The sequence below is a fragment of the Crossiella cryophila genome, from assembly GCF_014204915.1.
In the GTDB taxonomy this organism is placed as follows: Bacteria; Actinomycetota; Actinomycetes; order Mycobacteriales; family Pseudonocardiaceae; genus Crossiella; species Crossiella cryophila.
The window spans coordinates 4,418,860-4,443,027 of sequence record NZ_JACHMH010000001.1 but is presented as its reverse complement, the minus strand read 5'-3'; the positions used below and the strand labels follow the sequence as shown (position 1 = coordinate 4,443,027).

Sequence of the window (24,168 nt, the reverse complement as noted above, 5' to 3'; positions counted from 1 at the left end):
CCCGGGCCGGGGCCGTTCACCGATGCCACCGAAACGGACGTATTCGTGACATCCGGTGAACCGGCACGCCGGTCCGGCCCGTAGCGACGGACCGGAAGAATCGTCATCGCGAATTCCCGGCCACGGGGGTGCGCACATCCTTAGACTGGACCCGATGCGTCTGTTGCGTTCCCCACTCGTCGTCCTCGCGCTGGTGATCCCGCTGGTCGGGCTGCTGTTGCTGATCAGCGACGGCCCGGCCCCCCGGCTCCCGGCTCCCCCGGAGGACGCGCCCAGGGCGGTGGTCGCCCTGGGCGACAGCACGCTGTCCGGGGAAGGCGCGGGCGACTACGAGCCGGGCACCGACGGTGACAACGGCAACTGGTGCCACCGCTCCACCAAGGCGATGATCAACAAGCTGTCGGTGCCGGATATCGCCAAGACCTTCAACCTGGCCTGTTCCGGGGCGAAGGCGGCCAACCTGGTGGACAAGCCGCAGCACAACGAGGGCCCGCAGGTGCCCAAGCTGCTGGAGATCGCCCGGCAGTTCCGGATCGCCGCGATCGTGGTGCAGATCGGCGCCAACGACGAGCCGGGGTTCAGCTCGGTGGTCAAGGAGTGCGCGGAGGCCTGGTTCAAGTCCAGTGCCAAGGGCTGTTCGGGGCCGCTGACCACGAGCTGGGGCGAGCGGGTGGACAAGATGGTGCCCAAGGTCGCCGCGGCGCTGCGGGTGATCCGCGACGGCATGCGGGAGAACGGCTACCCGGACGCCAGCTACCAGCTCGTCGTGCAGTCCTACGCGGCGCCGGTGGGGCGGGCCGTGGTGAGCAGTCTGCGCAACCTTGGCGGCTGCCCGTTCCAGAGCGGGGACCTGGAATGGGTGCAGGACAAGGCCGTCGGTGAGCTGGCCGCCGGGTTGCGGGCGGCGGCGGCCACCGTGAACGCGCGGTTCCTGGACCTGTCCAGGGCCGGGGCCGGCCGGGAGGCGTGTTCGACCAGCGGGAGCGGCGCCGGGGAGTGGTTCACCCGGTTGACCGTGCGCTGGAAGGATCTCAGCGACGAGCAGCGGTCCGGGCACGCCATCCAGGAGTCCTTCCACCCCAACGCGGCCGGGCACGAGCAGTTCGCCCGCTGCCTGAGCGCCTTCCTGGCCACCGCCGACCGGGCCGCGGCCTGTGTGGCCGATCCGGCCAGGAACCTGGTGCCGGTCGCGGGTGCGGCCACCGCGGCGCGGGCGGCCAGATAACGCGCTAGTAGGGCAGGGTCAGGGCTTCCGCGCCGTCGACGTCGGTGCGGATGCGGGCCCAGGAGTCGTCGGTGAAATGCAGTCGCACCTGGCGGGTGGCCGGGCCGACCGCGAGCTGACGGCAGCGTTCCACCCGCAGCAACTCCGCCCTCGGCGCCTCGAACTCGAACTCCAGCACCGCGTCCTCCGGGCGTTCGTGCAACGGCGGACGGCCGATGTCCTCCTGCAACCCGGTGGCCACATCGCGCATCAACCGGCCGACCCCGCGCAGCACCTTGCCCACCGAACGCTGCCGTACCAGGCGTTGCGCGGTCGGGCTCACGATCGGTTCAGCCCGGACGGCGGTGTCCCTGATCCGGATCACCGCGATCCGCGCCACGCCCAGTGCCAGCCAGCACGCCTCCGGCGCCTGCACCGCCCGGTACAACCGCACGCCGAGGCTCTCCGGCCGCCTGGCGTGCACCGCGGCGCCGCGGCCTGCCGCGATGTCGTCATCGGACCAGGTGGCGGCGGTGGAGCGGGTGACCGGGATGCCGTGCGTGTCCAGGCCTTTGACGTGGAATCTGCCGGCGGGCAGGGCTTCGGCGCAGGCCAGTGCTTTGAGACGTTCGCCGCCGAGCCAGTCCCGGCCGAGCAGCGCGAGAGCCAGGTTGTGGTTCCACTGCACGAATCGGATGCTAGGCGGCGGCAGCCTTCTTGGCGGCGGGACGCGCCACGAAGAAGAACATCGCGAACGCGGCGACACCCATAAGCGCCATCGCGGCGGCCATCGGCACCGCACTGTCCTGTCCGGCCAGACCCACCAGCGGCGCGGTCAGCCCGCCGATGACGAACTGCACCGAACCCAGCAACGCCGACGCGGCGCCCGCCGCCTCGGGGTGATCGGCCATGGCCAGGGTGGTGGTGGTCGGCAGGATCAGGCCGATGCTGGCGATCATCAGGAACAGCGGGATGAGGAAACCGATCAGGCCGATCCCGACGCCGCCGACGATCGCCACGGTCAGCAACGCCAGCCCGGCCAGCGAGACCACCTGGACGCCGATGCCGAGCAGGGTGCGCGAGTGCACCCGGTGCGCCAGCCTGCCGTTGACCTGGGACACCGCCACGATGCCGATCGCGTTGATACCGAAGATGAGGCTGTAGACCTGCGGGGACGCCCCGTACAGCTCCTGGATGACGAACGGCGAGCCGGAGATGTAGGCGAACATCGCGGCCATGGCCAGGCCGGAGGTGAGCACGTAGCCGACGAAGGCCCGGTCCCGCAGCAAGGTGCCGATGGAGCGGAAGGTCTGGCTCAGTCCCCCGCCGTGGCGGCGCTCGACCGGCAGGGTCTCGCGCAGGCCGAACAGTCCGGCCAGGAACAGCACCACCGAGAGGGCGGCCAGCACCGCGAACACGCCGTGCCAGTCGGCGATCCTGAGCAGTTGGCCGCCGAGGATCGGGGCCAGGATCGGGGCCAGGCCGGTGATCAGCATCAGGTTGGAGAAGAACCTGGCCGCGGCGGCCCCGGAGTAGAGGTCCCGGACGATCGCGCGGGCGATCACGATGCCGGCCGCGCCTGCCACGCCCTGCAGGAAACGCAGGCCGACGAACAGGCCGATGTTGTCGGCGAACACGCAGGCCACCGAGGTCAGCGCGTACACCGCGAGCCCGCCGAGCAGCGGACGGCGGCGGCCCAGGATGTCGCTGAGCGGGCCGATCACCAGCTGCCCCAGCGCCAGTCCGATCAGGCAGGCGGTCAGCGTGAGCTGGACCTGACTGGCGGTGCCGCCCAGGTCGGCGGCGATCTGCGGGAAGGCGGGCAGGTACATGTCGATGGTGAGCGGCCCGAAGGCGGAGCAGCCCCCGAGTAACACCGCCAGGAAGGCGGTGGCAGCCCTGGACCCGGCTGTCGACGGCGGTGCGGCGGTCTGCTCGTCAAGCACGGAAGCTCCCCAGCTCATTACCTCTGCGAAGGATGTATCCAGGTTAAGATACGGGAATGCCCGCGCCGGGGAAACGTGATTCCGCCCGCTCCACCGACTGCCGAACACAATTGGCCGACGATCTCTTCGCCGTGCTGCCGCGACTGCGGATGGCGGTGCTGCGCAACACCCGGCGGCACTTCCCACACCCGCCGCTGCCCGAGGCCCAGGCCAACCTGCTGCGCACGGTCGCCGCCCGCCCCGGCCTGACCGTGCGCGAGGCCGCGCAGACCCTGCAACTGGCCGCCAACACGGTGAGCACCCTGGTGGCCGCGCTGGGCGCCGAGGACCTCCTGGAACGGCGGACCTGCCCGAAGGACCGGCGCAGCGCCCGATTGCACCCGACCGAACTGGCCCTGGGTCGGCTGGCCGAGTTCGACGGGCACCGCCGCCGGGTGGTGGCCGCGGCGTTCTCCCGGATGTCCGCAGCCGAACTGGACACCCTCCAGGACGCCTTGCCCGCATTGCACCAACTCATCGCCGAACTCGACGACCAGGAGGACTGAATCATGCAAACCGTTGCCACGAAACAGAACTGGCCCTGTCTCGACAACTGAACAAAACAGTATTGGCCAATCGCGGCCCTCAGTCGTTTGCGCCTTTCCACCGGGCCGTTCGGGTCCATACGATGGCGGCATGGACCTGGAGGTCCGTCACCTGCGGATGCTGTGCGCAATCGCCGAGGCCGGCAGCATGACCAAGGCGGCCGCGGTGCTCGGGCTGTCCCAACCCACGTTGACCCGCCAGGTGCAGCGGCTGGAGCGCTTCATGGGCGGGCCGCTGTTCGTGCGCGAACGCGATGGCGTGCGGCCGACCGCGCTGGGCGATTTCATCCTGGTCCGGGCCAACTCGGTGCTGCCCGTACTCGACGGCCTCGGCCCAGCCCGGACCCAGGCCGAGGACGAGGAACTGCGCGAGATCCGCATCGGCGTGCGGCCGGGACCACTGCTGCCCAGCCTGGTGCGCGGTCTGTCCACACTGCACCCCGCGGCCGAACTGCGCACCGAGGAAGGCCCGTCCTCCCACGCGGTGGCCGAGGTCCTGGACAGCGGACGCCTGGATGTCGCGCTGCTCAACGAGTGCGACGGATACGAGCTGCGCCGGATGCCCGCGCTGGTCTACCACGTGGTGGTGGTCGAACCGGTGTTCGTCCGGCTCGCCTCCGGCCACCCGCTGGCCGCCCAGTGCGAGGTCAGCCTGGGCGATCTGGCCGGGGAGGACTGGGCGACGCCCTCGCCGTGTGGCAACAACGACGACGAGTCCATCTACGCCGCCTGCGGCCGGGCCGGATTCGTGCCACGCATCCGGCACCGGGTGGACCTGCCCCAAGCAGATGAGCTGGTGCGCAGCCAGCAGGCGGTGCTGCTGTGCCCGCCACTGTCGGACCCACCAGGCGGCACGGTGAACCGGCCGCTGCGGGACACCCCGCTGCGCACCACCCGGCTGCTGGTGCACCACCGCGAGGGCGCGATCGCCCGCCAGTCCGACAAACTGCAGCGCTTCCTGGCCGAGGACTACGCCGAGCAGGTCGAGTACCACCCCGTCTACGCCTACTGGCTGGACCGGCACGGCTCGCTGTCCTGAAGGTTAAGGACAGGTGGCGGGGGGCATACGCGGAAGCTATGGCCTGCTGACATTACCCAACAGTTGTGATTTGGCGCACTGTACTGTTATGTCACCTCGCTACTGGGACCTCAAACGGCAGATCGAGGACTACCGGCACGTGGCCAGGCAGCTCCCCCTGTATCAGCCGGACAATGACACTGACCTGCACTACTTCCGCCAGTTCGGCGGCCCGCTGGCCGCCCCCAGCCCGTTCGACTCCCTGTTCCTGAACCGGACCGCGCAGGCACTGGCCCGACCGCTGGCGTTGCGGGATCTGACCCACGGCGCCCCTGGTTGACCTTGGCTGGCGACCGCCCTCGCCACCTGACAGGGTGAGTGGACGATGCCGACCCTGCTGATCGTCCACCACACCCCCTCCCCGGCCACCCAGGCCATGCTGGAGGCGGTGGTCTCCGGCGCCTGCACCGAGGACCTCGACGGCATCGACGTGCAGGTCCGACCGGCTTTGACCGCCTCGCCGGTGGATGTGCTCAACGCGGACGGCTGCCTGCTGGGCACGCCGGCCAACATCGGTTACATGAGCGGTGCGCTCAAGCATTTCTTCGACACGGTCTACTATCCCTGCCTCTCGGCGACCATCGGCCGGCCTTATGGCCTCTATGTGCACGGCAACGAAGGCGTGGAGGGCGCGGTGCGCGCGGTGGAGTCCATCGCCACCGGCCTGAAGTGGCGCAAGGCGTTCCCTCCGGTGACCGTGCTGGGTCAGCCGGGCAAGGACGATCTCGAGTCCTGCTGGGAGCTGGGTGCGACGGTGGCCGCGAGCCTGCTCGACTAGTCCCGGCGGAACCGCGACCGGTAGCCGCCAGGGGTCACGCCGATCTCCCGGTGGAAGGCCCGCCGCAACGTCTCCACCGAACCGAACCCGGCCAGCCGCGCGACCACGTCCAGTGGGTCCGCGGTGCTCTCCAGCTGATGCCGGGCCGCCTCCACCCGCACCCGCTCCACGTAGTGCGCCGGGGTGGTGTCGAGTTCCTCGCGGAAGAGCCGGGTGAGGTGCCGTCCGCTCATGCCCGCCCGGTTGGCCAGCCCGGCCAGGGAATGCTCCCCCGCCGGGTCGGCGACCACGGTGTCCAGCAGCCGCCGCAGGCCCTCGGTGCGCGGGCGGCCCGCTCGTTCCCGCGCGCTGAACTGGGATTGCCCGCCAGGACGTTGCAGGAACACCACCAGGTACTTGGCCACCGTGCGGGCCGCGTCCACGCCGAGGTCCTCCTCGACCAGGGCCAGGGCCAGGTCGATGCCGGAGGTGACCCCGGCGGAGGTGATCACCGGCCCGTCCCTGACGAAGATCGCGTCCTCGTCCACCCGCACCGCAGGGAAGCGGCGGGAGAGCGCGTCGGTGAGGTCCCAGTGCGTGGTGGCCCGCCTGCCGTCCAGGAGTCCGGCCGCGGCCAGCACGAACGCGCCACCGCAGACCGAGGCGGTGCGCTCGGCCTGGGCGGACAGCCGCCGGATGTGCCCGAGGAAGTCCGCGTCGCTGATGGTGCGCGCCCAGTCCGGGCCGCCGGGCACCAGCAGGGTGGCGCCGTGCGCGTCGGCGGCGGCCAGGTCCAGGTCGGCGCCGAGCCGGGAGGCGGTGTTGGCCCGGATGTCCGCGCCACCCGGTGAGGCCAGCAGCAGCCGGTAGTCCGCGCCGTGCTCGTTGGCCACCGCGAAGACCTCCAGTGGGCCGGTGACATCGAGCAGGCGGACGCCGTCGTAGAGCACGACGAGCACGGTGCGGGGCGTGGCGGACACCGGCACAGTATGGCCGGATCCGAGGGGTTCGCGTCCAGATCACCCACCCCGGCGCACCCGTCCGAATGACAGCCTGGAGCAGTCGGATTCCTTCCAGCACAACGGAGAACACCGTGCCCGCCACCTCACACGAGGTCACCGTCCCGGACAGCGCGCTGGCCAGGGAGGCCACCGAACTCGTCCGCGACCGCACCGACGAGCTGCTCTACCACCACTCCCGCCGGGTCTACTACTTCGGCGCGCTGCGCGGGCGGCACCGCGGCCTGACCGTGGACCCGGAACTGCTCTACGTGGGCGCGATGTTCCACGACCTCGGCCTCACCCCCCGGCACGCCGGGTCCCAGCAGCGCTTCGAGATCGACGGCGCGGACGACGCGGCCGAGTTCCTGCGCCGCCACGGTCTGCCCGAGCAGGCGGTGAACACGGTGTGGACCGCGATCGCCCTGCACACCACCCCGGAGATCCCGCACCACATGGCCCCGGAGATCGCCCTGGTGCTCGCCGGGGTGGAGGTCGACGTGATGGGTCTGGCCTTCGACGAGATGACCAATGCCGCCCGGGAGGCGGTGGTGGCCGAGCATCCGCGACCGGACTTCAAACGCCGTATTCTGGAAGCGTTCCACCATGGACTGGCGCACCGGCAGGCCACCACCTTCGGCAATATCAAGGCAGACGTGGAAGCCCGCTTCGATCCCACCTTCGTCCGGGTGGACTTCACCGAAGGGGTTCTGGCCTCGGCCTGGCCGGAATGAGCCGGGTCGCGGCGTTGCCCGAGTGGACAACCGACGACCGGACGGGCCAGCGGACTACTCATCAAACGGGTAACATCCTCGCGTTCTTGCCCGGATTGTCCCCGTAGCCGGCCACGAACATGATGAGCTGGCCGGTATGGACATCGTGACCCGTGGCCGGCTCAACCGGGCGACGCTAGCGCGTCAGCACCTCCTGAGCAGGGACCAGGTCTCCGCGGTCGATCTCATCGAGCGGCTGTGCGGGATCCAGGCTCAGGAGGCCAGACCGCCGTTCGTGGCGTTGTGGACGCGCATCGCCGGTTTTAAGAAGCCGGAACTGCACAACGCCTTGCACGAGCGCACGATCGTCCGGGCCACGCTGATGCGCGGCACCCTGCACCTGATGAGCGCGGCCGACTTCCTCCGGTTCCGGCACACCCTGCAACCGATGCTGACCGCCTCGCTGCGGGTGCTGGGTTCCCGCGCCAACGGCCTGGACCTGGACCGGTTGCTGCCCACCGCGCGGGCGATCCTGGCCACCGCGCCGCGCAGTTTCACCGAGCTGCGCCCGCTGCTGCAGGAGGCGTTCCCGGCGGTGAACGACCGGGCGCTGGGTTACGCGGTGCGCACCCAGCTGCCGCTGGTGATGCGGCCGACCCAGGACCGCTGGTCCTTCCCGACCGTGGCCGCCTTCACCCTGGCCGACGAATGGCTGCCCGAGCCACTGTCCACAGTGGACGCGACAGATCAGCTCGCGCTGCGTTACCTCGGCGCGTTCGGCCCGGCCTCCGCGCAGGACTTCCAGACCTGGTCCGGGCTGGGCGAGGGCAAGCAGATCATGGAGCGACTACGGCACAAGCTGGAGGTCTTCCAGGACGAGTCCGGCCGCGAGCTGTTCGACCTGCCAGAGGCCCCGCGCCCGGACGAGGACGTGCCCGCGCCGGTGCGGTACCTGCCCGAGTTCGACAACCTGGTGCTGGCGCACAGCGACCGCACCAGGGTGCTCGCCGACAACCACCGGGGCGAGGTGGTGACCAAGAACCTCCGGGTGCGGGCCACCTTCCTGGTGGACGGCTATGTGCGCGGGGTGTGGGAGACCACCCGCAAGAAGGACAAGTCGATCCTGACCCTGCGGCCGTTCCTGCCGCTGCCCCGCCCGGTCCTCGACGAACTGGTCGAGGAGGGCGAGGCGTTGCTGCGCTTCCAGGAACCGGACGCGGGCACGGTCGAGGTGACCGTCGCGCCCTAGGGGTTCTTGATCCAGGTGGTCTCGGTGGTGAACTCGGCCAGCGGATCGGCCAGCGGCGTGAGCCCGATGCCCGGTTCGGTCGGCACCGCCAGGTGGCCGTCGACCAGTTCGAACGGCTCGGTGATGTCGGTGCGGTAGTACCGGTGCGAGGCCGAGGTGTCCCCTGGCAGGGTGCAGCCGGGCAGTGCGGCCAGGGCCACGTTGGCGGCGCGGCCGATGCCGGTCTCCAGCATGCCGCCGCACCAGGCCGCCACCCCGTGCGCCTGGCACAGGTCGTGGATGCGCCGGGATTCCAGGTAGCCGCCGACCCGCCCGGGTTTGATGTTGATCACGGTGCAGGCGCCGAGGGCGATGGCGTCCGCGGCGGCCTGGGCGGAGGTGATGGACTCGTCCAAGCAGATCGGGGTGCGCAGCCGGGTGGCGAGTTGTGCGTGCTGGCGCAGGTCCTCCTCGCCGAGGGGCTGTTCGATCAGCAGCAGCCCGAAGTTGTCCAATGTGGACAGATGGCGGGCGTCGGCGAGGGTGTAGGCGGTGTTGGCGTCCACCTGGAGCAGCAGCTCGTCGCCGAAGCGTTCGCGCACCGCGGCCACCGGGGCCACGTCCCAGCCGGGTTCGATCTTGAGCTTGATCCGCAGGTAGCCCTCGGCGAGGTAGCCCTCGACGGCGTCCAGGAGTTCCGGGATGGAGTCCATGATGCCGACCGAGACCCCGGAGGGGACGCGGGTCTTGGTGGCGCCGAGGTGACCGGCCAGGGAGATGCCGCGGCCACGCAGTTCGGCGTCCAGCACGGCGGTCTCCAGGGCGGCCTTGGCCATCCGGTGGCCCTTGAACCGGTGCAGGGCGGGGCCGACCTTGTTCGCGTCCACCTCGTCCAGGCCCAGGATCGTGGGCAGGAACCAGGTTGTGAGCACCTGCTCGGCCCCGGCCAGGTATTCGGGCGAGTAGACGGGTTCGGCCAGTGCCACGCATTCGGCCCAGCCCTCGGCCTCGGGGGTGACCACCCGGAGCAGCAGCAGCTCGCGGTGGGTCTCGGTGCCGAAGGAGGTGCGGAACGGGCTCACCAGCGGCAGCCGCAGTCTGCGCAGCTCGACTCCGGTGATCTTCATGCGAGGTCCTTCCTGGACACGACGTAGGAACCACTGCGGAGGAAGCCGGTCACGGCCGCGCCGCGCTCCAGCAGGTCGCCGAGGCTGTCGCGGACGGCGAAGCGCCATTCGGCGGCGAGCACGGAGTCCTTGCCGCGCAAGGACTCCACATCGGACGGCACGGCCACGAGCACGGTCTCCGCGTCCGTGTCCCGCCGCACCGGCCGACCGTCCACATCGGACAGGATCGGTCGCGCGCCGGTGACCTCCGGGGTGAGGCCGCGCCCGGCGCAGGCGGCGGCGACGGCGGGTTCGGCCAGCCGCCAGGCGACCATGATCCGGTCGCTGGGCCCGGAATCGTTGATGCCGTCGGACATCGGGCCGTAGAAGTCGGGCAGGTACTCCGCGGGCAGCGCGGCCAGCTTGGCCAGGTTGAAGAAGGCGTTGCGGCGCACCAGCGGGTCGAAGGTCCAGGTGATCGTGTCCAGGCCGCGGACCAGTGCCCAGGCCCGCTGGTGCAGTTTGAGGGCGTAGCCGACCGAACGGCCCTGGGCCTGACCGGACACCCCGGCGATGTGCGAGTGCAGGGTGCGCCCGATCGGCGCGGACAGGAAACCGGCGCTGGCGCCGACGAGCTGGTCCGCGCTGAACGCGCCCGCGACGTAACCACCGGCGTGTTCGAGCACCCGCATCAGTTCGACGGTCATCGGCTCGCCGCCGGGTCTGGGCAGCCAGATGTCCTGGAAGAGCTGGAAGGTGCGTTGCAGGTCGGCGAGTTCGGCCAGTTCGGCGATCTCGACGCCCGCGGCGTGCGCGGCCGCCATGGCGTCCCGCCGCGCGGTCTCCAGTACGGCGTCGTCGGTGATCATCGTGGCGTCCGCACATCCTGGACCAGGGCGGCGAGCAGGGCGGCCCGCTGCGGGATGTGCGCGGTGAGCACGTGTTCGTGCTCGGCGTGCGCGCCGTTGCCGACCGCGCCGAGCCCGTCCAGGGTGGGCACGCCGATGCCCGCGGTGAAGTTGCCGTCGGAGGCCCCGCCCACCGCCGCCGAGGTCAGCGGCGGCAGGCCCAGCTCGGCGCCGAGTCGCACGGCGCGGGCGTACAGGTCGGCCGAGACGCGGGCCTCCATCGGCGGCCGGTTGGGGGTGCCGTCCGGTTCGAGCTTGATGCCCGGCAGCACCGGGGTGAGCGCGCGGATGGCGGCGTCCACCCGCTGCTGTTCGGCGATGGTGCGGGCCCGCACGTCCACGTGCACGATCGCCTCGGCAGGCACGGTGTTGGTGGTGGTGCCTGCCGACATCACCGTCGGCACCACGGTGGTGCCCAGTTCCGGATCGCCGAGCGCGGCGATGGCCAGCACCTGGTGGGCCAGCTCGATACCCGAGTTGACCCCGAGTTCGGGTTCCAGCCCCGCGTGCGCGGCCCGCCCGGTGATCGCCACCTGGTACTTGCCGGCGCCCTTGCGCTCGGTCTTGATCGCGCCCTCGTTGGCGCTGGCCTCCAGCACGAACACCGCGGCGCAGTCCCGCGCGGTCTCCTCGATCAGCCGGCGGGAGCTGAACGAGCCCAGCTCCTCGTCCCCGGTGACCAGGATCGCCACCCCGTCCAGGGAGGGCAGCCAGGACAGCGCGTGCAGCGCCTGCACGAGGCCGGTCTTCATGTCGAAGCAGCCGGGCCCGCGCAGCACACCGTCGGTGACCGAGAACGGGATCCGGGCCAGGGTGCCGATCGGCCACACCGTGTCGTGGTGCGCCAGCACCAGCACCTCCGGCCGGTCCCCGAAGACCCAGCGCAGGTGGGTGACCCCGTCCAGGACGAGCCGGGCCGGCGTCACCCCCAGGAGGCGCCGGCCCAGCTCACTCACCACATCCGCGGAACGGGCCACCGCGGCCAGGTCGGCGGAGGGCGACTCACAGCTCACCACCTCGCCGATGTCCTCGAGCAGGGCGGGCAGGGCCGAGGTCGCACGCTGGAGCAGTTCGGAGGTCACCGGGACAGTCTGGAAGATGACAGCCCCGGATTCCTCATCCGGCCCGACGAGTTGCGGCCCGTTTTTCGTCCGACCGGACAAACAGCGCGACCCGGACCTCAGATCCGGGCCGCGGCCCGGCTGTTGTGCAGGAACCGAGCGGGCTTCCCCGCCTCGCCGATGGGCACCAGCACCATGTGCACCGCCCCCCGCTGCGGTTCCCTGGTGATCAGCGAGCCTGCCGTGTACCCCACCAGCTCCATCGCCACCGCCTCCGGCAACAGCAGCCTGGCCTCATCGGTCACCGGCACCATCCGCAGCCAGAACCGCCCATCTCCGTCAACGCTGACCTCGTACCGGACCATGACCGCGTCGTACCGCCCCACCACCCGATCCGCGTCCACCGCGACCGGCTCCACCGGCGGCACCGGTGCCGCGGGCAGCAGCGCCCCACCCAGCTCGGCGATCAACGGCACCACCAGATCCTGGTACAGCGACAGCGGATCCCCACCGTTGGTGAGCAACGCGACCGCAACCCCAGCCTCCGGCACCACCCGCAGAAACGCACTCTGTCCAAGGGTCCCGCCGTCGTGCCCGGCGACCAGATTCCCCGCCCCCCGCCAAAGCCCCCACCCCAGCCCGTAGTGACTGGACAGCAGGCCCACATCCGGCACGGACACCTCAGCCGACAACATCGCCGAGACACTGTCCGCGCCCAGCACCCCCACCCGCCCACCGTCCACGAAGACCCGGGCGAACTCCAGCAGATCCGCCGCCCGCATGGACAACAACGTCCCCGCGGGCGCCGAGGAAGCGGCCAGCGCCCACAACGGCGCGGGCACCGGCGGATCCCCCGGCAGATGCCCAAGCGCGGCCCGATACCGAATGGCCTCTCCCGCGTCGGTGGCCGCGTGCGTCAGCCCCAGCGGATCGATCAGATGCTCCCGCAACGCCTGGTTGAACGACTTCCCCCGCACCACCTCGACCAACCGCCCCAGCACCACATACCCGGCGTTGTTGTACGAGAACTGCTCCCCCAAGGGGAAAAGCTGCCCCGCATCCCCCAGCGTCGCCACGTACTTCTCGACCGCATCCGCCCCAGACCCGGTGTCCCGGAACAAATCCCCCGCGAACCCGGCCGTGTGATTGAGCAACTGCCGCGTAGTCACCGCGGCCGCCACCCCCTCCTCCCCCAGCACCAACTCCGGCAGGTACCCCCGCACCGGCCGATCCAGCTCCACCAACCCCTCATCCACCAACTGCATCACCAGCGTCGCGGTCCACAACTTGGTGATCGACCCAATCTGGAACACCGCATCAGCAGTAACCGCCACCCCAGTCCCCAGATTGACCACCCCCGCGGCCACCGAGGCAATCCCCCCATCCACCAACACCGCGACCTGCGCCCCAGGAACCCCATGCTTCACCACCAACTCCGGAAGCAATTCCTGAAGCCGAACACGGACATCGTCGACACGGACCATGCACCCCACCTTAGCGTACTTAGTACGTTAAAGGGAGGGGCACCGCCGACACGCGTGTTGGCCGTTGTGGGACGGTGTGTTGGCCGTTGTTGTACGGGTCGTTGGCCGTTGTGGGACGGCGGGCGGGCGGAGCCCGGAGCGGTGAGCATTGGGGGCAAGCGGGCGAAGCCCGGGAACGCTGCGGCTAGGCGGTTCTGAGGCGCCGCGACCGGGCGAAGCCCGAGGACAGGCAGCCGGGGTGGCTTTTCAACACTCCCCGAGCGGTTCCCCCATCCCCGTCAGCCTGGAGAGGACACACCACATCCCGGGCAAGCAGACCGCAACCTGCCGCCGCCCTAGCTACCCAACCGCACGGTCTGCTTGTTCGGGATGTGGTTTGGTATCGGAAGGCTGACGGGGATGGGGGAACCGTACGAGCACTGCTCTTCGTCTTTGCTCTTGTTCTTGACTTTCCCCCCCATCCTTTGATTTCTGCCCGTCCGGCGAGGACGATCTTGATCTTTGTTCGGGTACCTCAGCAACAGAGGCCACAAGCGCAAAGATCAAGAGCGGAAAAGATGGCCTCGCCGGCCGGGCAGACCACCGGAGGGGGGAGGGCAGATCAAGAACCGGCATGAGCAGGTTGCGGGGCGGGGATTGTGCTGCCGGGGCCGGACCCAGCGTGGCTCCGAGGGCTCGCGTGTTCTCCGCACGGCCTTCCGCAAGCCAACCACACCCCGAGGAGCGGCCCCCGTCACGTTGGGCGGGGTCGGCGGCGGTTTGTGTTGCAGGGGCCGCTCCTCGGGGTGTGGTCAGCAAGCTCCAGGCCGTACGGAGAACACGCGAGAACCCTCGTCGTGGGGTTTTCACCCCCAACCCCAACCCCCGCCCCGTCCCACAACGGCCAACACTCCGTACAACAACGGCCAACACGGCGTACAAGAACGGCCAACACGCGGGATGATCTTGGGTTTACAGATCACGTAACTGGAGCTGGAGGTGGGCGCCGAGCCGAGCCCGCGGATCCCCGAGATCCAGCCCGCTGATTTCGGACAAGCGTCGAAGCCGATAGCGAAAAGTATTGGGATGCACATGAATCCGCTGAGCCGCCGCGGACACATCCCCAAACAAGTCCAGATAAGCGGCCAGCGTCGGCACGAAGTCGGTGTTGTGTTCGGTGTCGTGGGTTAGCAGGGTGGCTACTGGGCCGAGCACCGGGTACTGATCAGCGGCGAGCTGATCGGCCAGCCGGGTGAGGAGCAGTTCGACGTGCACGTCGGCGAGGCGGGCGACGGGGCCGGACTGGTGGGCGTGGCCCAGTGCCCGGAGCACCGCGTCGGCGTCGCGGCGGGAGCGGGGCACCTCCGACCACTCGGGCACAATCCGCCCTATACCAATCCGCACCGCGTCTTTGGTGCCGGTTCTGGCCAGGAAGTCCTCGGCTATCCGGGCGGCCGCGGCATCGGCCGTCACGGGTAGCAGGCCGTAGACCACTCCGCCCTGTGGCGCCGCCGCAGTGGGCCGGGCGACCGTGGTGCGCAGGTGCAGGGACAGCGCGTCGCACAGGCGCTGGGTCGCGGCTTCCTGTTCGGCCTGGCCGCCTTCGGCGCGGGCCTGCGCCGCGAGCACGCACAACGACTCCCGAGCCACCCCGAGCCGGCTGGCCGCCTCGGCCGCGTCCGGACCGCCCTCCAGCACCGTGGCCAGCAGATCGGCCCGCAACCGCCGCTGCACATCGGCACCGGCCCGCTGCCGCATCAGATGCAGCGCGACGATCTTCGCGGCATCCGTCAGCGCGGTGACCCGCGCCGGACTGAGCGGACTGCGCACGGCGGCCCACACAGACCCGAGGATCTCCTCCCCCGCCCGCACCGCGATCGCCGCCCGCGGGATCGTGTCCCCGCCCAGGTCGACGTGCACCGGACCGGCACTGCGGTACAGCTCGCGGAACACCCCCTGCTCCCGCAGCTCCCGCTGCAGCTCCTCGGGAACCTGCCGCCCCAGCACGGTCGCCACCCGCCCGGGATCGGTGGTCTCCTGCCCCTCGGAATAGGCCAGCACCCGGGACGACCGGTCCTCGATCACCACCGGCGCGTCCAGCAACGCGGCGATGGCGTTGGCCAGTGCGAACAGGTCGTTGCCCAGCGGCAGCGCCCCGTCGGGCAACGCGGTCTCGTCGGCGGCCAGCCGGGACTGGAGCAGGGCGAGCACGTGCGACCAGGACGCGGCCGCGCTGACCTCCAGCAGCGCGACGCCGGCGGCCTCGGCGGCCACCCGCACCACCTCGGTGACCGGGGCCGGTGCCTTGACCAGCAGCGCCGCCGCCCGAAGCACACCCAGCTCGGTCAGCAACCCGGCCACCCGCGCCGGCTCACGCAGCCCGACACCGAGCAGCAGCGCGCCGGGAGCCAGCTCGAGTGGCTCGGCGGGGTCGTGGATGACGGGGGTGTCCGCCACCGCCTCCGGTCTGCCGGGCAGGACGGGGGTGAGCACGGTGCTGCCCAGGTCGGCGAGCACGTGGTCCAGGCGGTTGCGGATTTCCCGGTCGGCCATGACGGCCGATCATGTCACGCGGCGGCCTTGCGGTAGGACAGGCGCAGGTTCTGCGGGCCCTTGCTGGCGTTCTCCCTGGTCAGCAGGGTGTCGATGAGGATCTGCACCGGCTTTCGGCGCTTGTGCAGGATCACCGGGCGCCACACGAAGGCGACGAACTGGCCGCCGGGCCGCAGCACCCGGACGGCCTCGCGCACCGCGGCCAGGGGGTCGGGCACCTCTTCCAGGCTGTAGGTGAAGAAGATGGTGTCCACGCTGTTGTCGGCGAAGGGCAGTTTGCACCCGTCGCCCGCCACCAGCACCAGGTCCGCGCCGGGCGCACCGGCGTGCTTGTCGGCCAGCTTCTTCTGCGCGCCCGCGGCCGGGTCCAGCCCGATCAGCCGGTTGTCCGCGCCGAGGTGCTCGCGCAGCGCGGTGGTGAAGAAGCCGCCGCCGCTGCCGATCTCCACGGTGGTGCCGCCCGGCTTGCGCTGCACCCATTTGCCGACATCCCGGCTGGGCAGGTCCCAGCCCAGCACGAACCGCAGCACGGGGTGGCTGATCAGCCGGTACAGCACGGCGGGGGTGCGCCAGCCCTTGCGGACCTGGACGTCGGATTCGGTGGCAGTGGGGGTCACAGCTTCTCTCTCAGTCGTGTCCGACGGACTTGATGACCTGCCGGGGCAGCAGGCGGGAGGCGACGATGGCGGCCAGGGTCAGCACCACGGCGGCGATCACCAGGGTCACCGTGAGCCCGTCCACGAAGGCCTGCCGGGCGGCGGCGAGCAGTGCCTCACCGGCCGGCCCGCCGAGTTCGCGACCGGCCCGGTCGGCCTCGGACATGGACTGCCTCGCCGTGTCCAGCACCCCGCCGGGCACACCGGGCACGGCGGCCAGGTGCGTGCTGTAGACGGCGGTCATCACGCTGCCGACGATGGCGGTGCCCAGTCCGGTGCCCAGTTCGTACCCGGTCTCCTCCACCGCGGCGGCGGCACCAGCCTGGGCCGGGGGCGCGGAGGCCAGCAGCGCGTCGGAGGAGGCGGTGAACGCGGCCGAGACGCCCACGCCCACGCCGAGCAGGCAGGGCACCAGCAGCCACGGGTGGTCGGAGGTGTCCAGCCAGAACCCGGCCGGGACCAGCGCGATCGCGGTGATGGCGAAGCCGCCCGCGGTGACCACGCTGGTGGAGAAGCGTTGCAGCAGCGGCGCGGCCAGCAGGCCACCGGCGATGGCCGCGACCATGGCGGGCATCAGCCGCACCCCGGCCTCCAGGGGCCCGAGTTGCAGCACGTACTGCAGGTACTGGGAGAAGGTGAGGCCGAGACCGGCCAGTGAACTCATCACCAGCACCACGCAGGCCACCGCGGTGCTGAAGGTGGCGTTGCGGAACATCCGCATGTCCAGCAGCGGTTTCGCCAGGCTGAGCTGGCGGCGGACGAACCAGACCAGCATCAGCACGCCGCCGATGCCGGTGGCCAGCGCGACGGGGTCGAGCACGCCGTGGTGGGCGGCCTGCTTGATGCCGTAGGCGATGCCGAGCACGCCGAGTGCGGAGAGCACCGCGGAGAGGATGTCCCAGCGGCCCTTCTCCGGGTCGGCCGACTCGGGCACCAGCCACAGCGCCAGCGGGATGGTGATCAGCATGACCGGCACGTTGATCAGGAAGGCCGCGTGCCAGCTGAAGAACTCCACCAGCACCCCGCCCAGCAGCGGACCCAGTGCCGCGCCGGAGGCGGCGACCGCGCTCCACACGCCGATGGCGAACTGGCGTTCCTTGCGGTCGGGGAAGATGTGCCGCAGCACGGACAGGGTGGCTGGCATGATCATCGCGCCGCCGATGCCGAGTCCGGCGCGGGCCGCGATCAGCATGCCGGTGGTGGTGGCCATGGCCGCCGCGATCGAGGCGATACCGAAGACCACGTAGCCGAGCATCAGGATGCGGCGGCGCCCGTACCGATCGCCCAGCGTGCCGAAGGCGATCAGCAGCGGCGCGGCCAGCAGCGAGTAGATGTCGATGATCCAGAGCAGCCCGACCGGGCCTGGTTTCAGATCGGCCGCGAGCGAGGGGACCGCGGTGTGCAGCACGGTGGCGTCCACCGCGACCAGCAGCAGGCTCACCGACAACACGGTGAGCACGGCCCAGCGCCGACGCGAGACGACCGCCGAGGGTGCGGTGTCCATCGGGTCTTCCTCCCCTGCTCGCCACCGGGGACACTCCCCCGGCGCGGCACCGACCCTAACCGAGCTTCAGCTCGGCTTCAGGTCTGCCCCGTACTTGGAAAAACTTACGTTGAACCAACGCGTGACGCGTCACGGTAGTTCCAGAAGAGACAGTATGGTGTCATTCGACGGCTCGGCAGCGAGCTTTCGTCGAGCGCACGGCAGACGAAGGTCGGGCAACCCCCATCGTTTGCCCGGACACAGCCGTGGTCATCCAGTTCAGACGCGCGACCCCCGCCCCGGGTTGGCCCAACTGAAAGTGACCTGGCTCACCGGCCATTCAGCCCACTCCGATCGTAGCCCCAGCTCCGGCCGATCGTCTGATGTGGCCCGATCCGCGCTGCGCATAGCGTCGCTGGCACCCCGTAGCCGATCTTCGGGTGGCGGGGGTCTGCACACCTTCCTGCCAGCACAGAGACAAAAGGGGCACTCATGCTTGGTAGACGTCTCCTCATGGCCGTGTTGGCCGCGACACTCGGCGTGGTGGCCACCGCCGGCGTGTCCGCGGCGGCGCCGCCGAAGAACCCCGGCGACCCGGGCGCGCTGGTCGTCGGTGGCACCCCGGTGCCGGATGGCAAGTACCCGTTCATGGCCACGCTGCAGGACGCCCGGTTCGGGCCGACCCCGTATGACCGGCACAACTGCGGGGGCACCCTGGTCGGGCCGAGGGTGGTGCTGACCGCCGCGCACTGCGTGGCCTTCTACACCCCGGAGACCATCTCGAACCTCTCGGTGATCGTCGGCCGCACGCAGCTGTCGATGAACCAGGGTGAGGAGCGCAAGGTGCGCTTCGCCCAGGTGCACCCGAAGTACAAGACCGACGGCAGCTACGACATCGCGCTGCTCTCCCTCGACCTGCCGATCACCACGATCAAGCCGGTCCAGCTGGTCACCCCCGGCACCGACGCGCTGGAGCGTCCCGGCCGCATCGTCACCGGCATCGGCTGGGGCAACACCGAGGCGCAGACCGGTTTCCCCGGCGGCGGCGTGGTCAACTACCCGGACCGCCTGCAGGAGGTCGACGTCCCGCTGATCTCCAACGACGAGTGCGCGGTCTCCTACCCGGACACCTCCGACCGTGACCTGTGTGCCGGCAAGTCGGGCAAGGACACCTGCCAGGGCGACTCCGGCGGTCCGCTGTTCGTCTCCCTGCCCAGCCGCAACACCTTCATCCAGATCGGCGTGGTCAGCCGCGGTCGTGGCTGCGCGGCGCTGGGCTTCCCCGGCGTGTACGCCAAGCTGTCGCACGAGGAAATCGGCGGCTGGATCCAGAACCCGACCACCCTCGCGTCGTTGGAGGCAGCCCAGTGAACCGTGGCAAGCGACTTCTGTTCGCGGCGATGACCGCCGCCCTGGGCCTTGGCCTGCTGACGGGGACCTCCGCCGCGTCCCCGTCCGGCCCGCCGCCCGGTGACCCCGGCGCGCTGGTCGTGGGCGGCACCCCGGTGCCGGATGGCAAGTACCCGTTCATGGCCACCATGCAGGACGCCCGGCGCGGCCCGACCGCGTACAACCGGCACCGCTGCGGCGGTTCGCTGGTGGGCCCGCGCGTGGTGCTGACCGCCGCGCACTGCGTGGAGGGCTACACCGCCGAGACCATCAAGAACGTCTCGGTGATCGTGGGCCGCACCCAGCTCTCGGCCACCCAGGGTGAGGAGCGCGCGGTCGCGGGCTTCGAGATCCACGACAAGTACGCCGCCGACGGCAGCTACGACGTGGCGCTGCTGTTCCTGGCCACCCCGATCACCACCATCAAGCCGATCCAGCTGGTCACCCCGGGCACCGACGCGCTGGAGCGTCCGGGCCGCCTGGTCACCGGCATCGGCTGGGGCAACATGGAGGCCCAGCCCGGCTTCCCCGGTGGTGGCGTGGTGAACCGGCCGGACCGCCTCCAGGAGGTGGACGTGCCGATCGTGTCCAACGACGAGTGCGCGGTGTCCTACCCGGACACCTCCGACCGCGACCTGTGCGCGGGCCGCACCGGCAAGGACACCTGCCAGGGCGACTCGGGCGGCCCGCTGTTCGTCTCCCTGCCCAGCCGCAACACCTTCATCCAGGTCGGTGTGGTCAGCCGCGGCCAGGGCTGCGCGGCCATCGGCTACCCGGGTGTGTACGCCAAGCTGTCCAACGTGGAGATCGGCGAGTACATCTCGCCAAGGGCACGCTCCTGATTCCAGTCTCGGCAATTGACGCTCCGCCAATGCGATTCATTGGCGGAGCGTCATCTTTTTGTGGGTGCCACTACTCCTTTTGAGCGATCCTGCGGTGGAGTGGATCCGCTCCCTTTCCCGATTCGTCCATGGTTACGATGCCTGGGGGGATGAAAAAGGCCAGCTGCGGCCGAGTATCGCCGCGCTGACAGGGGAGGACAGCGAGATGGCGGATCCGGACGAACACCTGCTCACACCCAGCCAGCGCAAGCTGCTGGAACAGCAGAAACGAGCGAACCCGAACCCACAACCGGTCGACATCGAGGGCTCACTGCGCCAGACCGGTCGTTACCTGATCGACCCGGCCCACGCGGGCAAGGCCCTGGCCAAGCTGCAGGAAGCGCTGGACGAGGTCCGGGCCATCGGCGAGGACGCCCGCGAGCTTCGACGGCTCGACCCGCCGTACAACGATCCGTACAGCAAGGCCGCGGTCAAGGCGATCGTCCAGCGGGCCAGCGATGAGCAGGGCTGCCACGGCAAGGCCAACAAGGACTTGGAGACCACACTCCAAACCATGATCAATAATATCAAGGCTATGGTGCGCGAGCACGAGAACACCGAGGGCAAGAACAAGGGCATCGGAGGACATGGCTCGTGACCCGCAGAGTCCAGCTCGCCGTCATCATCTCATTGAGCGCTCTGGTGCTGGCCGGCTGCGGCGGTGGTTCCCCCGACCCGACCCGGACAACCAGCGCTCCGCCCAGTACCAGCAAGCAGAGCCTGGCACCGCCGATCAACAACCCGGTCTCCGCTGACGCGTACAAGGACCGCATGTGCGACCTGCTCACGCCGGCACAGCGCGCGACCGTAGGCGCCACCCGGGCGCCTGCGCCACGAGAGTCCGTCCTCGGGCCGTCCTGTGTCTGGAACGCCAGCGACGTGAGTGTGGACACCCGTGTCTCGGCGACCCTCTACGCCAAGCCCGAAGCCGTCAGGTGGGAACGCTTCTTCGAGCTGAAGGACCAGAACCCGTTCTTCGAGCCGGCAGGTGAGCTGGCGGGCACCCCGGCCGTGCACACCCACGACGAGAAGAAGGCCGAACGTGGCGGTTGCACCACCCACCTGGGCCTGAACAAGGACCTCATGATGGAGGTGGCGGTAAACCTCGCGCTGGACAATCCGGACTACAAGACCCCGTGCAAGGTTTCCGACCGGATGGCGACCTTCGTGATCCAGAACCTGCGCGCGGGCAGCTGAACCACGCGTGCCGGTCCGCCATCACGGACCGGCACGCGCACGCGTTCAGCTGTAGCTCTTACGCACCAGGTAAGGCGGAATGCTGTTGCCCCGCAACGCCTCCGCGTCAATGGACGCGGGCGCGTAGCTGCTGGTCTTCAGCCGCTCGACCATCTTCTCCACCGGCGCCGCCACCGCATCGGCACGGCCGAACAGGTAGGCCCACTCGTGCTCGTCGGAGCCGTAGTAGACGACGGTGCCGAAGGTGTCGTTGAAGCGCTGCCAGGAGCGGACCAGGGTGTTGTTGCGCCACATGGTCTGGCAGCCGGCCTGGGTGATCACCACGCCGCCGGGGGCCAGCACCGCCTTGCACATGCCGAGGAACTCCTCGCCGTACAACCGGTTGTGCTGGGCCTCCTCCTCGCGCTCGTCCGGCAGGTCCACCAGCACGATGTCGTAGCGCAGGTTCTCATCCGCCGCCGCGTCGAGCAGGTACTGCCAGCCGTCGGTGTAGTGCACCCGCACCGGGCCCTGGTGCGTCTCGGCCGCGGCGAGTTCGGCCGGGGTGTAGCCGTAGGGCAGGTTCGCCGCGCACACCTTGACGCACTCGGCGTCGATGTCCACGTGGTCCACGATCTCGGCGCCGAAGGCCACCGACATCTGGCACACCACGCCCTCGCTGGAGCCGACCACCAGCACCCGCTTGACCTTCTCGGCCAGCAGCAGGCCGGGCACCAGCAGCGCCTCGTGGTAGGTGAGCTGGCTGTACTCGGTGCTCTGCCGGTCGTTGTCGCAGAACAGGGACACGCCCTGCTCGGTGCGGCCGATCACCACGTGCTGGAAGGCGGTGTCGCCCTCCCACAGCACGTCCTGCACGTCCCAGATCCGGGTCAGGCCCGGTCCCATGGGCTCGCGGATGACCCGCGTGGCCTCGACGACACTGGTCATGGGGTCACCTTCATCTCGTTCTGGTTTTCCAGGCCACGCCTGATGGTCCGGCTCTGCACGGTGCTCGCGCCCATCGCCTCGGCCAGCAGGCCGACCGCGATCTCGGGCTGGGCCTTGGTGCCACAGGTGAACACGTCGACGAACACCGACCCGATCTCCGGATAGGTGTGCAGGGAGGCGTGGGACTCCGAAAGCAGGGCGAGCACGGTCACCCCCTGCGGGTCGAACTGCTTGGAGATGACTTGCAGCACGGTCGCACCGGCCCGCTTCAGCGCGTCATCGAGGATCTGGCAGAGGAACACCTCGTCGTCCAGCAACGCGGCGTCGATCCCGTCGATCTCCGCGAGGACGTGCTGTCCGCTGAACAAACCGACGGTCTGCACCGCTTCAGGAGCAATGGACATCTATCAACCTCCCTACTGTCGAAGTAGCGCGCGGGGTTCGCGCGCAGGGAAGGCCCATCCCGCACGGGGATGGGGAGTTGGGGTGGGTGTGCTGGTGTGGGGTCAGATGCAGTGCGTGGGCAGCGGCGCGAAGCCGTTGAACTCCACCGAGGCGTAGCTGGCGGTGTAGGCCCCCGCGCTGAGGATGTCCACGTGGTCTCCGGCGCGTAGCGCCAAAGGCAACTCGTACACCGTGCGCTGATAGAGGACGTCGTCGCCGTCGCAGGTCGGCCCGGCGAGCACCACCGGTCCGCGCTCGCCTTCCGGCGTGCCCGCGGCCAGCCGGTAGGTGATCATCTCACCCTCGGTCTCGGCCAATCCGTTGTAGCGCCCGATGTCCAGGTACACCCAGCGCCGATCGTCCACATAGGACTTGCGGGCGACCAGCACCACCTCGGTGCGGATGATCCCGGCGTCCGCGGCGATCGCGCGGCCGGGTTCGATCAGCACCCGTGGCCGGTGCGCGCCGAAGTGCTCGCCCAGCGCGCCCTCGATGGCCTGCGCGTACTCGGCCAGCGGCGGCGTGCTCTCGGTGTAGCGCGCGGGGAAACCGCCACCCAGGTTGACCAGCGTGGGCTCGATGCCGCGCGCACGCAGGGTCCGGGTGATCCGGCCTGCCTGGGCGATGCCGTCGTGCCAGGCGTGCGGGTCGACCTGCTGGGAGCCGACGTGGAAGGAGATCCCGGCCGGGCGCAGGCCCAGCCTGCCTGCCTCGGCGAGCAGGTCCAGGGCCATGTCCTCGGCGCAGCCGAACTTCTTGCCGAAGGGCGTGCCCGCGCTCTCGTTGACCACCAGCACCCGGCAGAAGACCTCGGAGCCCGGCGCGTGCTCGGCGAGCTTGGCCAGGTCCTCGGCGCTGTCGGTGACGTAGAGCCGGACCCCGGCCGCGTAGGCGCGGGCGATGTCGGCGGCCTTCTTGATGGTGTTGCCGTAGGAGATGGTCTCCGGGCGGGCACCCTTGGCCAGGCACAGCTCGATCTCGGCCGGGCTGGCCACGTCGAAGCAGGCGCCCAGCTCCACCAGCAGCGCCACCACCTCGGGCGCCGGGCAGGCCTTCACCGCGTAGAAGATCTCCGCGGCCGGCAGGGCCGCGCGCAGGTCAAGGAAGCGCTGCCGGACGATGTCCAGGTCGAGCACCAGGCAGGGGGTGGCCGGCCGTTGGGTGTCCAGAAAACGCTGGACTCGGCCGGTATCGGCGGCTGTCGGCGGAAAAGTCGATGCGACCGTGGGGCGGGTGCGTGAATCCGTGTGCACTCCGGCAACGGCGAGGCGCTCGACCATTCCGCTAAATACCTCCGTCCCGCTACGCAGTACACGCAGCGCAGCCTGCAACTCTAGGCCACCACGACGGGTGATCCATACTCCGATCCGGTCAGACCCCCGGTCTGTCCACTGCGGACGGATATCGGCGCAGGTCAAAGCGGATACCCGGGCGCGCGGGCACCCGAAACGAGACGGACGTCACTGGGTGCGGCCACTCGATGGCGGCACCCGGGCAGCGAGTCAGGGAGCGCTGCTGTCCCAACCGGACCTCACGTGCGCCAGGGTGCAGCCCCGCGACCCGGTGAGCTAGCGGTTTCACTCCTCGCTGAA

24 protein-coding genes are annotated in these 24,168 nt (G+C 70.1%); 11 read left to right on the top strand and 13 right to left on the bottom strand.

The features are described from left to right. The first annotated feature begins 154 nt into the window (after positions 1–154). Complete coding sequence (locus HNR67_RS19900; RefSeq protein WP_185003750.1) at positions 155–1,225, top strand: GDSL-type esterase/lipase family protein; 1,071 nt, start codon at positions 155–157, stop codon at positions 1,223–1,225. A gap of 4 nt (positions 1,226–1,229) precedes the next feature. Here the strand turns inward: HNR67_RS19900 and HNR67_RS19895 are convergent, their stop codons facing one another. Together HNR67_RS19895 and HNR67_RS19890 are read right to left on the bottom strand one after the other, a co-directional pair. After that, complete coding sequence (locus HNR67_RS19895) at positions 1,230–1,892, bottom strand: hypothetical protein (protein ID WP_185003749.1); 663 nt, start codon at positions 1,890–1,892, stop codon at positions 1,230–1,232. A 10-nt stretch (positions 1,893–1,902) separates the two neighbouring features. Beyond that, a complete protein-coding gene (locus tag HNR67_RS19890; RefSeq protein WP_312987647.1) occupies positions 1,903–3,150 on the bottom strand; it encodes a multidrug effflux MFS transporter in 1,248 nt (415 codons plus the stop codon). Positions 3,151–3,206: 56 nt separating this feature from the next. Between HNR67_RS19890 and HNR67_RS19885 the strand changes: the two genes are divergently transcribed. The 4 genes from HNR67_RS19885 to HNR67_RS19870 all read left to right on the top strand — a co-directional run bounded on the left by HNR67_RS19885 (position 3,207) and on the right by HNR67_RS19870 (position 5,590). Further along, positions 3,207–3,695, top strand: a complete 489-nt coding sequence (locus HNR67_RS19885) for a MarR family winged helix-turn-helix transcriptional regulator (protein ID WP_185003747.1) — start codon at positions 3,207–3,209, stop codon at positions 3,693–3,695. 130 nt (positions 3,696–3,825) lie between these two features. Then, positions 3,826–4,773: a LysR family transcriptional regulator gene (locus tag HNR67_RS19880; RefSeq protein WP_185003746.1), complete on the top strand. Its 948-nt coding sequence runs from the start codon at positions 3,826–3,828 to the stop codon at positions 4,771–4,773. A gap of 88 nt (positions 4,774–4,861) precedes the next feature. After that, positions 4,862–5,092 (top strand): hypothetical protein, encoded by a 231-nt coding sequence (locus tag HNR67_RS19875; protein WP_185003745.1) that lies wholly within the window; start codon positions 4,862–4,864, stop codon positions 5,090–5,092. 45 nt (positions 5,093–5,137) lie between these two features. Continuing rightward, on the top strand, positions 5,138–5,590 hold the full coding sequence (locus HNR67_RS19870) for a flavodoxin family protein (protein WP_185003744.1): 453 nt from the start codon (positions 5,138–5,140) through the stop codon (positions 5,588–5,590). On the opposite strand, the gene HNR67_RS19865 is transcribed toward HNR67_RS19870, so the two are convergent. Next, the gene (locus HNR67_RS19865) at positions 5,587–6,555 is read right to left on the bottom strand and encodes a GlxA family transcriptional regulator (protein ID WP_407645138.1); all 969 of its coding nucleotides are present in this window, start codon (positions 6,553–6,555) and stop codon (positions 5,587–5,589) included. The two genes, HNR67_RS19870 and HNR67_RS19865, sit on opposite strands and share 4 nt — an antisense overlap. A gap of 107 nt (positions 6,556–6,662) precedes the next feature. Here HNR67_RS19865 and HNR67_RS19860 point away from each other — a divergent pair, with 107 nt between their 5' ends. Both HNR67_RS19860 and HNR67_RS19855 read left to right on the top strand, forming a co-directional pair. Continuing rightward, on the top strand, positions 6,663–7,301 hold the full coding sequence (locus HNR67_RS19860) for an HD domain-containing protein (RefSeq protein WP_312987644.1): 639 nt from the start codon (positions 6,663–6,665) through the stop codon (positions 7,299–7,301). Between the two features lie 136 nt (positions 7,302–7,437). Continuing rightward, positions 7,438–8,529, top strand: a complete 1,092-nt coding sequence (locus HNR67_RS19855; protein ID WP_185003741.1) for a winged helix DNA-binding domain-containing protein — start codon at positions 7,438–7,440, stop codon at positions 8,527–8,529. On the opposite strand, the gene menC is transcribed toward HNR67_RS19855, so the two are convergent. The 7 genes from menC to HNR67_RS19820 all read right to left on the bottom strand — a co-directional run bounded on the left by menC (position 8,526) and on the right by HNR67_RS19820 (position 17,759). Beyond that, positions 8,526–9,635 (bottom strand): o-succinylbenzoate synthase, encoded by a 1,110-nt coding sequence (menC, locus tag HNR67_RS19850; protein WP_185003740.1) that lies wholly within the window; start codon positions 9,633–9,635, stop codon positions 8,526–8,528. The two genes, HNR67_RS19855 and menC, sit on opposite strands and share 4 nt — an antisense overlap. Continuing rightward, positions 9,632–10,483, bottom strand: a complete 852-nt coding sequence (locus tag HNR67_RS19845; protein WP_221489978.1) for a GNAT family N-acetyltransferase — start codon at positions 10,481–10,483, stop codon at positions 9,632–9,634. Before HNR67_RS19845 ends, menC begins: the two co-directional genes overlap by 4 nt. Next, positions 10,480–11,568, bottom strand: coding sequence for a M20 family metallopeptidase (locus HNR67_RS19840; RefSeq protein WP_185010872.1), 1,089 nt, complete (start codon positions 11,566–11,568; stop codon positions 10,480–10,482). Before HNR67_RS19840 ends, HNR67_RS19845 begins: the two co-directional genes overlap by 4 nt. A gap of 134 nt (positions 11,569–11,702) precedes the next feature. Next, positions 11,703–13,067: a serine hydrolase domain-containing protein gene (locus HNR67_RS19835; protein WP_185003739.1), complete on the bottom strand. Its 1,365-nt coding sequence runs from the start codon at positions 13,065–13,067 to the stop codon at positions 11,703–11,705. 951 nt (positions 13,068–14,018) lie between these two features. Next, complete coding sequence (locus tag HNR67_RS19830; protein ID WP_185003738.1) at positions 14,019–15,599, bottom strand: PucR family transcriptional regulator; 1,581 nt, start codon at positions 15,597–15,599, stop codon at positions 14,019–14,021. A gap of 14 nt (positions 15,600–15,613) precedes the next feature. Further along, complete coding sequence (locus HNR67_RS19825) at positions 15,614–16,216, bottom strand: class I SAM-dependent methyltransferase (protein WP_185003737.1); 603 nt, start codon at positions 16,214–16,216, stop codon at positions 15,614–15,616. Between the two features lie 10 nt (positions 16,217–16,226). After that, on the bottom strand, positions 16,227–17,759 hold the full coding sequence (locus tag HNR67_RS19820; RefSeq protein ID WP_185003736.1) for an MFS transporter: 1,533 nt from the start codon (positions 17,757–17,759) through the stop codon (positions 16,227–16,229). 492 nt (positions 17,760–18,251) lie between these two features. Between HNR67_RS19820 and HNR67_RS19815 the strand changes: the two genes are divergently transcribed. From HNR67_RS19815 to HNR67_RS19800, 4 genes are all read left to right on the top strand, one after another. Continuing rightward, entirely contained in the window at positions 18,252–19,109 is an 858-nt protein-coding gene (locus HNR67_RS19815) for a S1 family peptidase (RefSeq protein ID WP_185003735.1), read from the top strand. After that, entirely contained in the window at positions 19,106–19,969 is an 864-nt protein-coding gene (locus HNR67_RS19810) for a S1 family peptidase (RefSeq protein WP_185003734.1), read from the top strand. The genes HNR67_RS19815 and HNR67_RS19810 overlap by 4 nt, the downstream gene beginning before the upstream one ends. A gap of 94 nt (positions 19,970–20,063) precedes the next feature. Further along, complete coding sequence (locus tag HNR67_RS19805) at positions 20,064–20,606, top strand: hypothetical protein (RefSeq protein ID WP_185003733.1); 543 nt, start codon at positions 20,064–20,066, stop codon at positions 20,604–20,606. Further along, complete coding sequence (locus tag HNR67_RS19800; RefSeq protein WP_185003732.1) at positions 20,603–21,205, top strand: DUF3558 domain-containing protein; 603 nt, start codon at positions 20,603–20,605, stop codon at positions 21,203–21,205. Before HNR67_RS19805 ends, HNR67_RS19800 begins: the two co-directional genes overlap by 4 nt. A gap of 45 nt (positions 21,206–21,250) precedes the next feature. On the opposite strand, the gene HNR67_RS19795 is transcribed toward HNR67_RS19800, so the two are convergent. The 3 genes from HNR67_RS19795 to HNR67_RS19785 all read right to left on the bottom strand — a co-directional run bounded on the left by HNR67_RS19795 (position 21,251) and on the right by HNR67_RS19785 (position 23,712). Further along, the gene (locus tag HNR67_RS19795; RefSeq protein WP_246492555.1) at positions 21,251–22,132 is read right to left on the bottom strand and encodes a spermidine synthase; all 882 of its coding nucleotides are present in this window, start codon (positions 22,130–22,132) and stop codon (positions 21,251–21,253) included. Further along, complete coding sequence (speD, locus tag HNR67_RS19790) at positions 22,129–22,536, bottom strand: adenosylmethionine decarboxylase (protein WP_185003731.1); 408 nt, start codon at positions 22,534–22,536, stop codon at positions 22,129–22,131. The genes HNR67_RS19795 and speD overlap by 4 nt, the downstream gene beginning before the upstream one ends. 102 nt (positions 22,537–22,638) lie before the next feature. Further along, the gene (locus HNR67_RS19785) at positions 22,639–23,712 is read right to left on the bottom strand and encodes a type III PLP-dependent enzyme (protein ID WP_407645137.1); all 1,074 of its coding nucleotides are present in this window, start codon (positions 23,710–23,712) and stop codon (positions 22,639–22,641) included. Positions 23,713–24,168 lie beyond the last annotated feature (456 nt).

What these genes read in the sequence shown, in the direction of transcription:
- HNR67_RS19900 (WP_185003750.1), top strand. Translation starts at nt 155, where the DNA reads ATGCGTCTGTTGCGTTCCCCACTCGTCGTCCTCGCGCTGGTGATCCCG.
- HNR67_RS19885 (WP_185003747.1), top strand. Translation starts at nt 3,207, where the DNA reads ATGCCCGCGCCGGGGAAACGTGATTCCGCCCGCTCCACCGACTGCCGA.
- HNR67_RS19880 (WP_185003746.1), top strand. Translation starts at nt 3,826, where the DNA reads ATGGACCTGGAGGTCCGTCACCTGCGGATGCTGTGCGCAATCGCCGAG.
- HNR67_RS19875 (WP_185003745.1), top strand. Translation starts at nt 4,862, where the DNA reads ATGTCACCTCGCTACTGGGACCTCAAACGGCAGATCGAGGACTACCGG.
- HNR67_RS19870 (WP_185003744.1), top strand. Translation starts at nt 5,138, where the DNA reads ATGCCGACCCTGCTGATCGTCCACCACACCCCCTCCCCGGCCACCCAG.
- HNR67_RS19855 (WP_185003741.1), top strand. Translation starts at nt 7,438, where the DNA reads ATGGACATCGTGACCCGTGGCCGGCTCAACCGGGCGACGCTAGCGCGT.
- menC (WP_185003740.1), bottom strand. Translation starts at nt 9,635, where the DNA reads ATGAAGATCACCGGAGTCGAGCTGCGCAGACTGCGGCTGCCGCTGGTG.
- HNR67_RS19845 (WP_221489978.1), bottom strand. Translation starts at nt 10,483, where the DNA reads ATGATCACCGACGACGCCGTACTGGAGACCGCGCGGCGGGACGCCATG.
- HNR67_RS19835 (WP_185003739.1), bottom strand. Translation starts at nt 13,067, where the DNA reads ATGGTCCGTGTCGACGATGTCCGTGTTCGGCTTCAGGAATTGCTTCCG.
- HNR67_RS19830 (WP_185003738.1), bottom strand. Translation starts at nt 15,599, where the DNA reads ATGGCCGACCGGGAAATCCGCAACCGCCTGGACCACGTGCTCGCCGAC.
- HNR67_RS19820 (WP_185003736.1), bottom strand. Translation starts at nt 17,759, where the DNA reads ATGGACACCGCACCCTCGGCGGTCGTCTCGCGTCGGCGCTGGGCCGTG.
- HNR67_RS19815 (WP_185003735.1), top strand. Translation starts at nt 18,252, where the DNA reads ATGGCCGTGTTGGCCGCGACACTCGGCGTGGTGGCCACCGCCGGCGTG.
- HNR67_RS19795 (WP_246492555.1), bottom strand. Translation starts at nt 22,132, where the DNA reads ATGACCAGTGTCGTCGAGGCCACGCGGGTCATCCGCGAGCCCATGGGA.
- speD (WP_185003731.1), bottom strand. Translation starts at nt 22,536, where the DNA reads ATGTCCATTGCTCCTGAAGCGGTGCAGACCGTCGGTTTGTTCAGCGGA.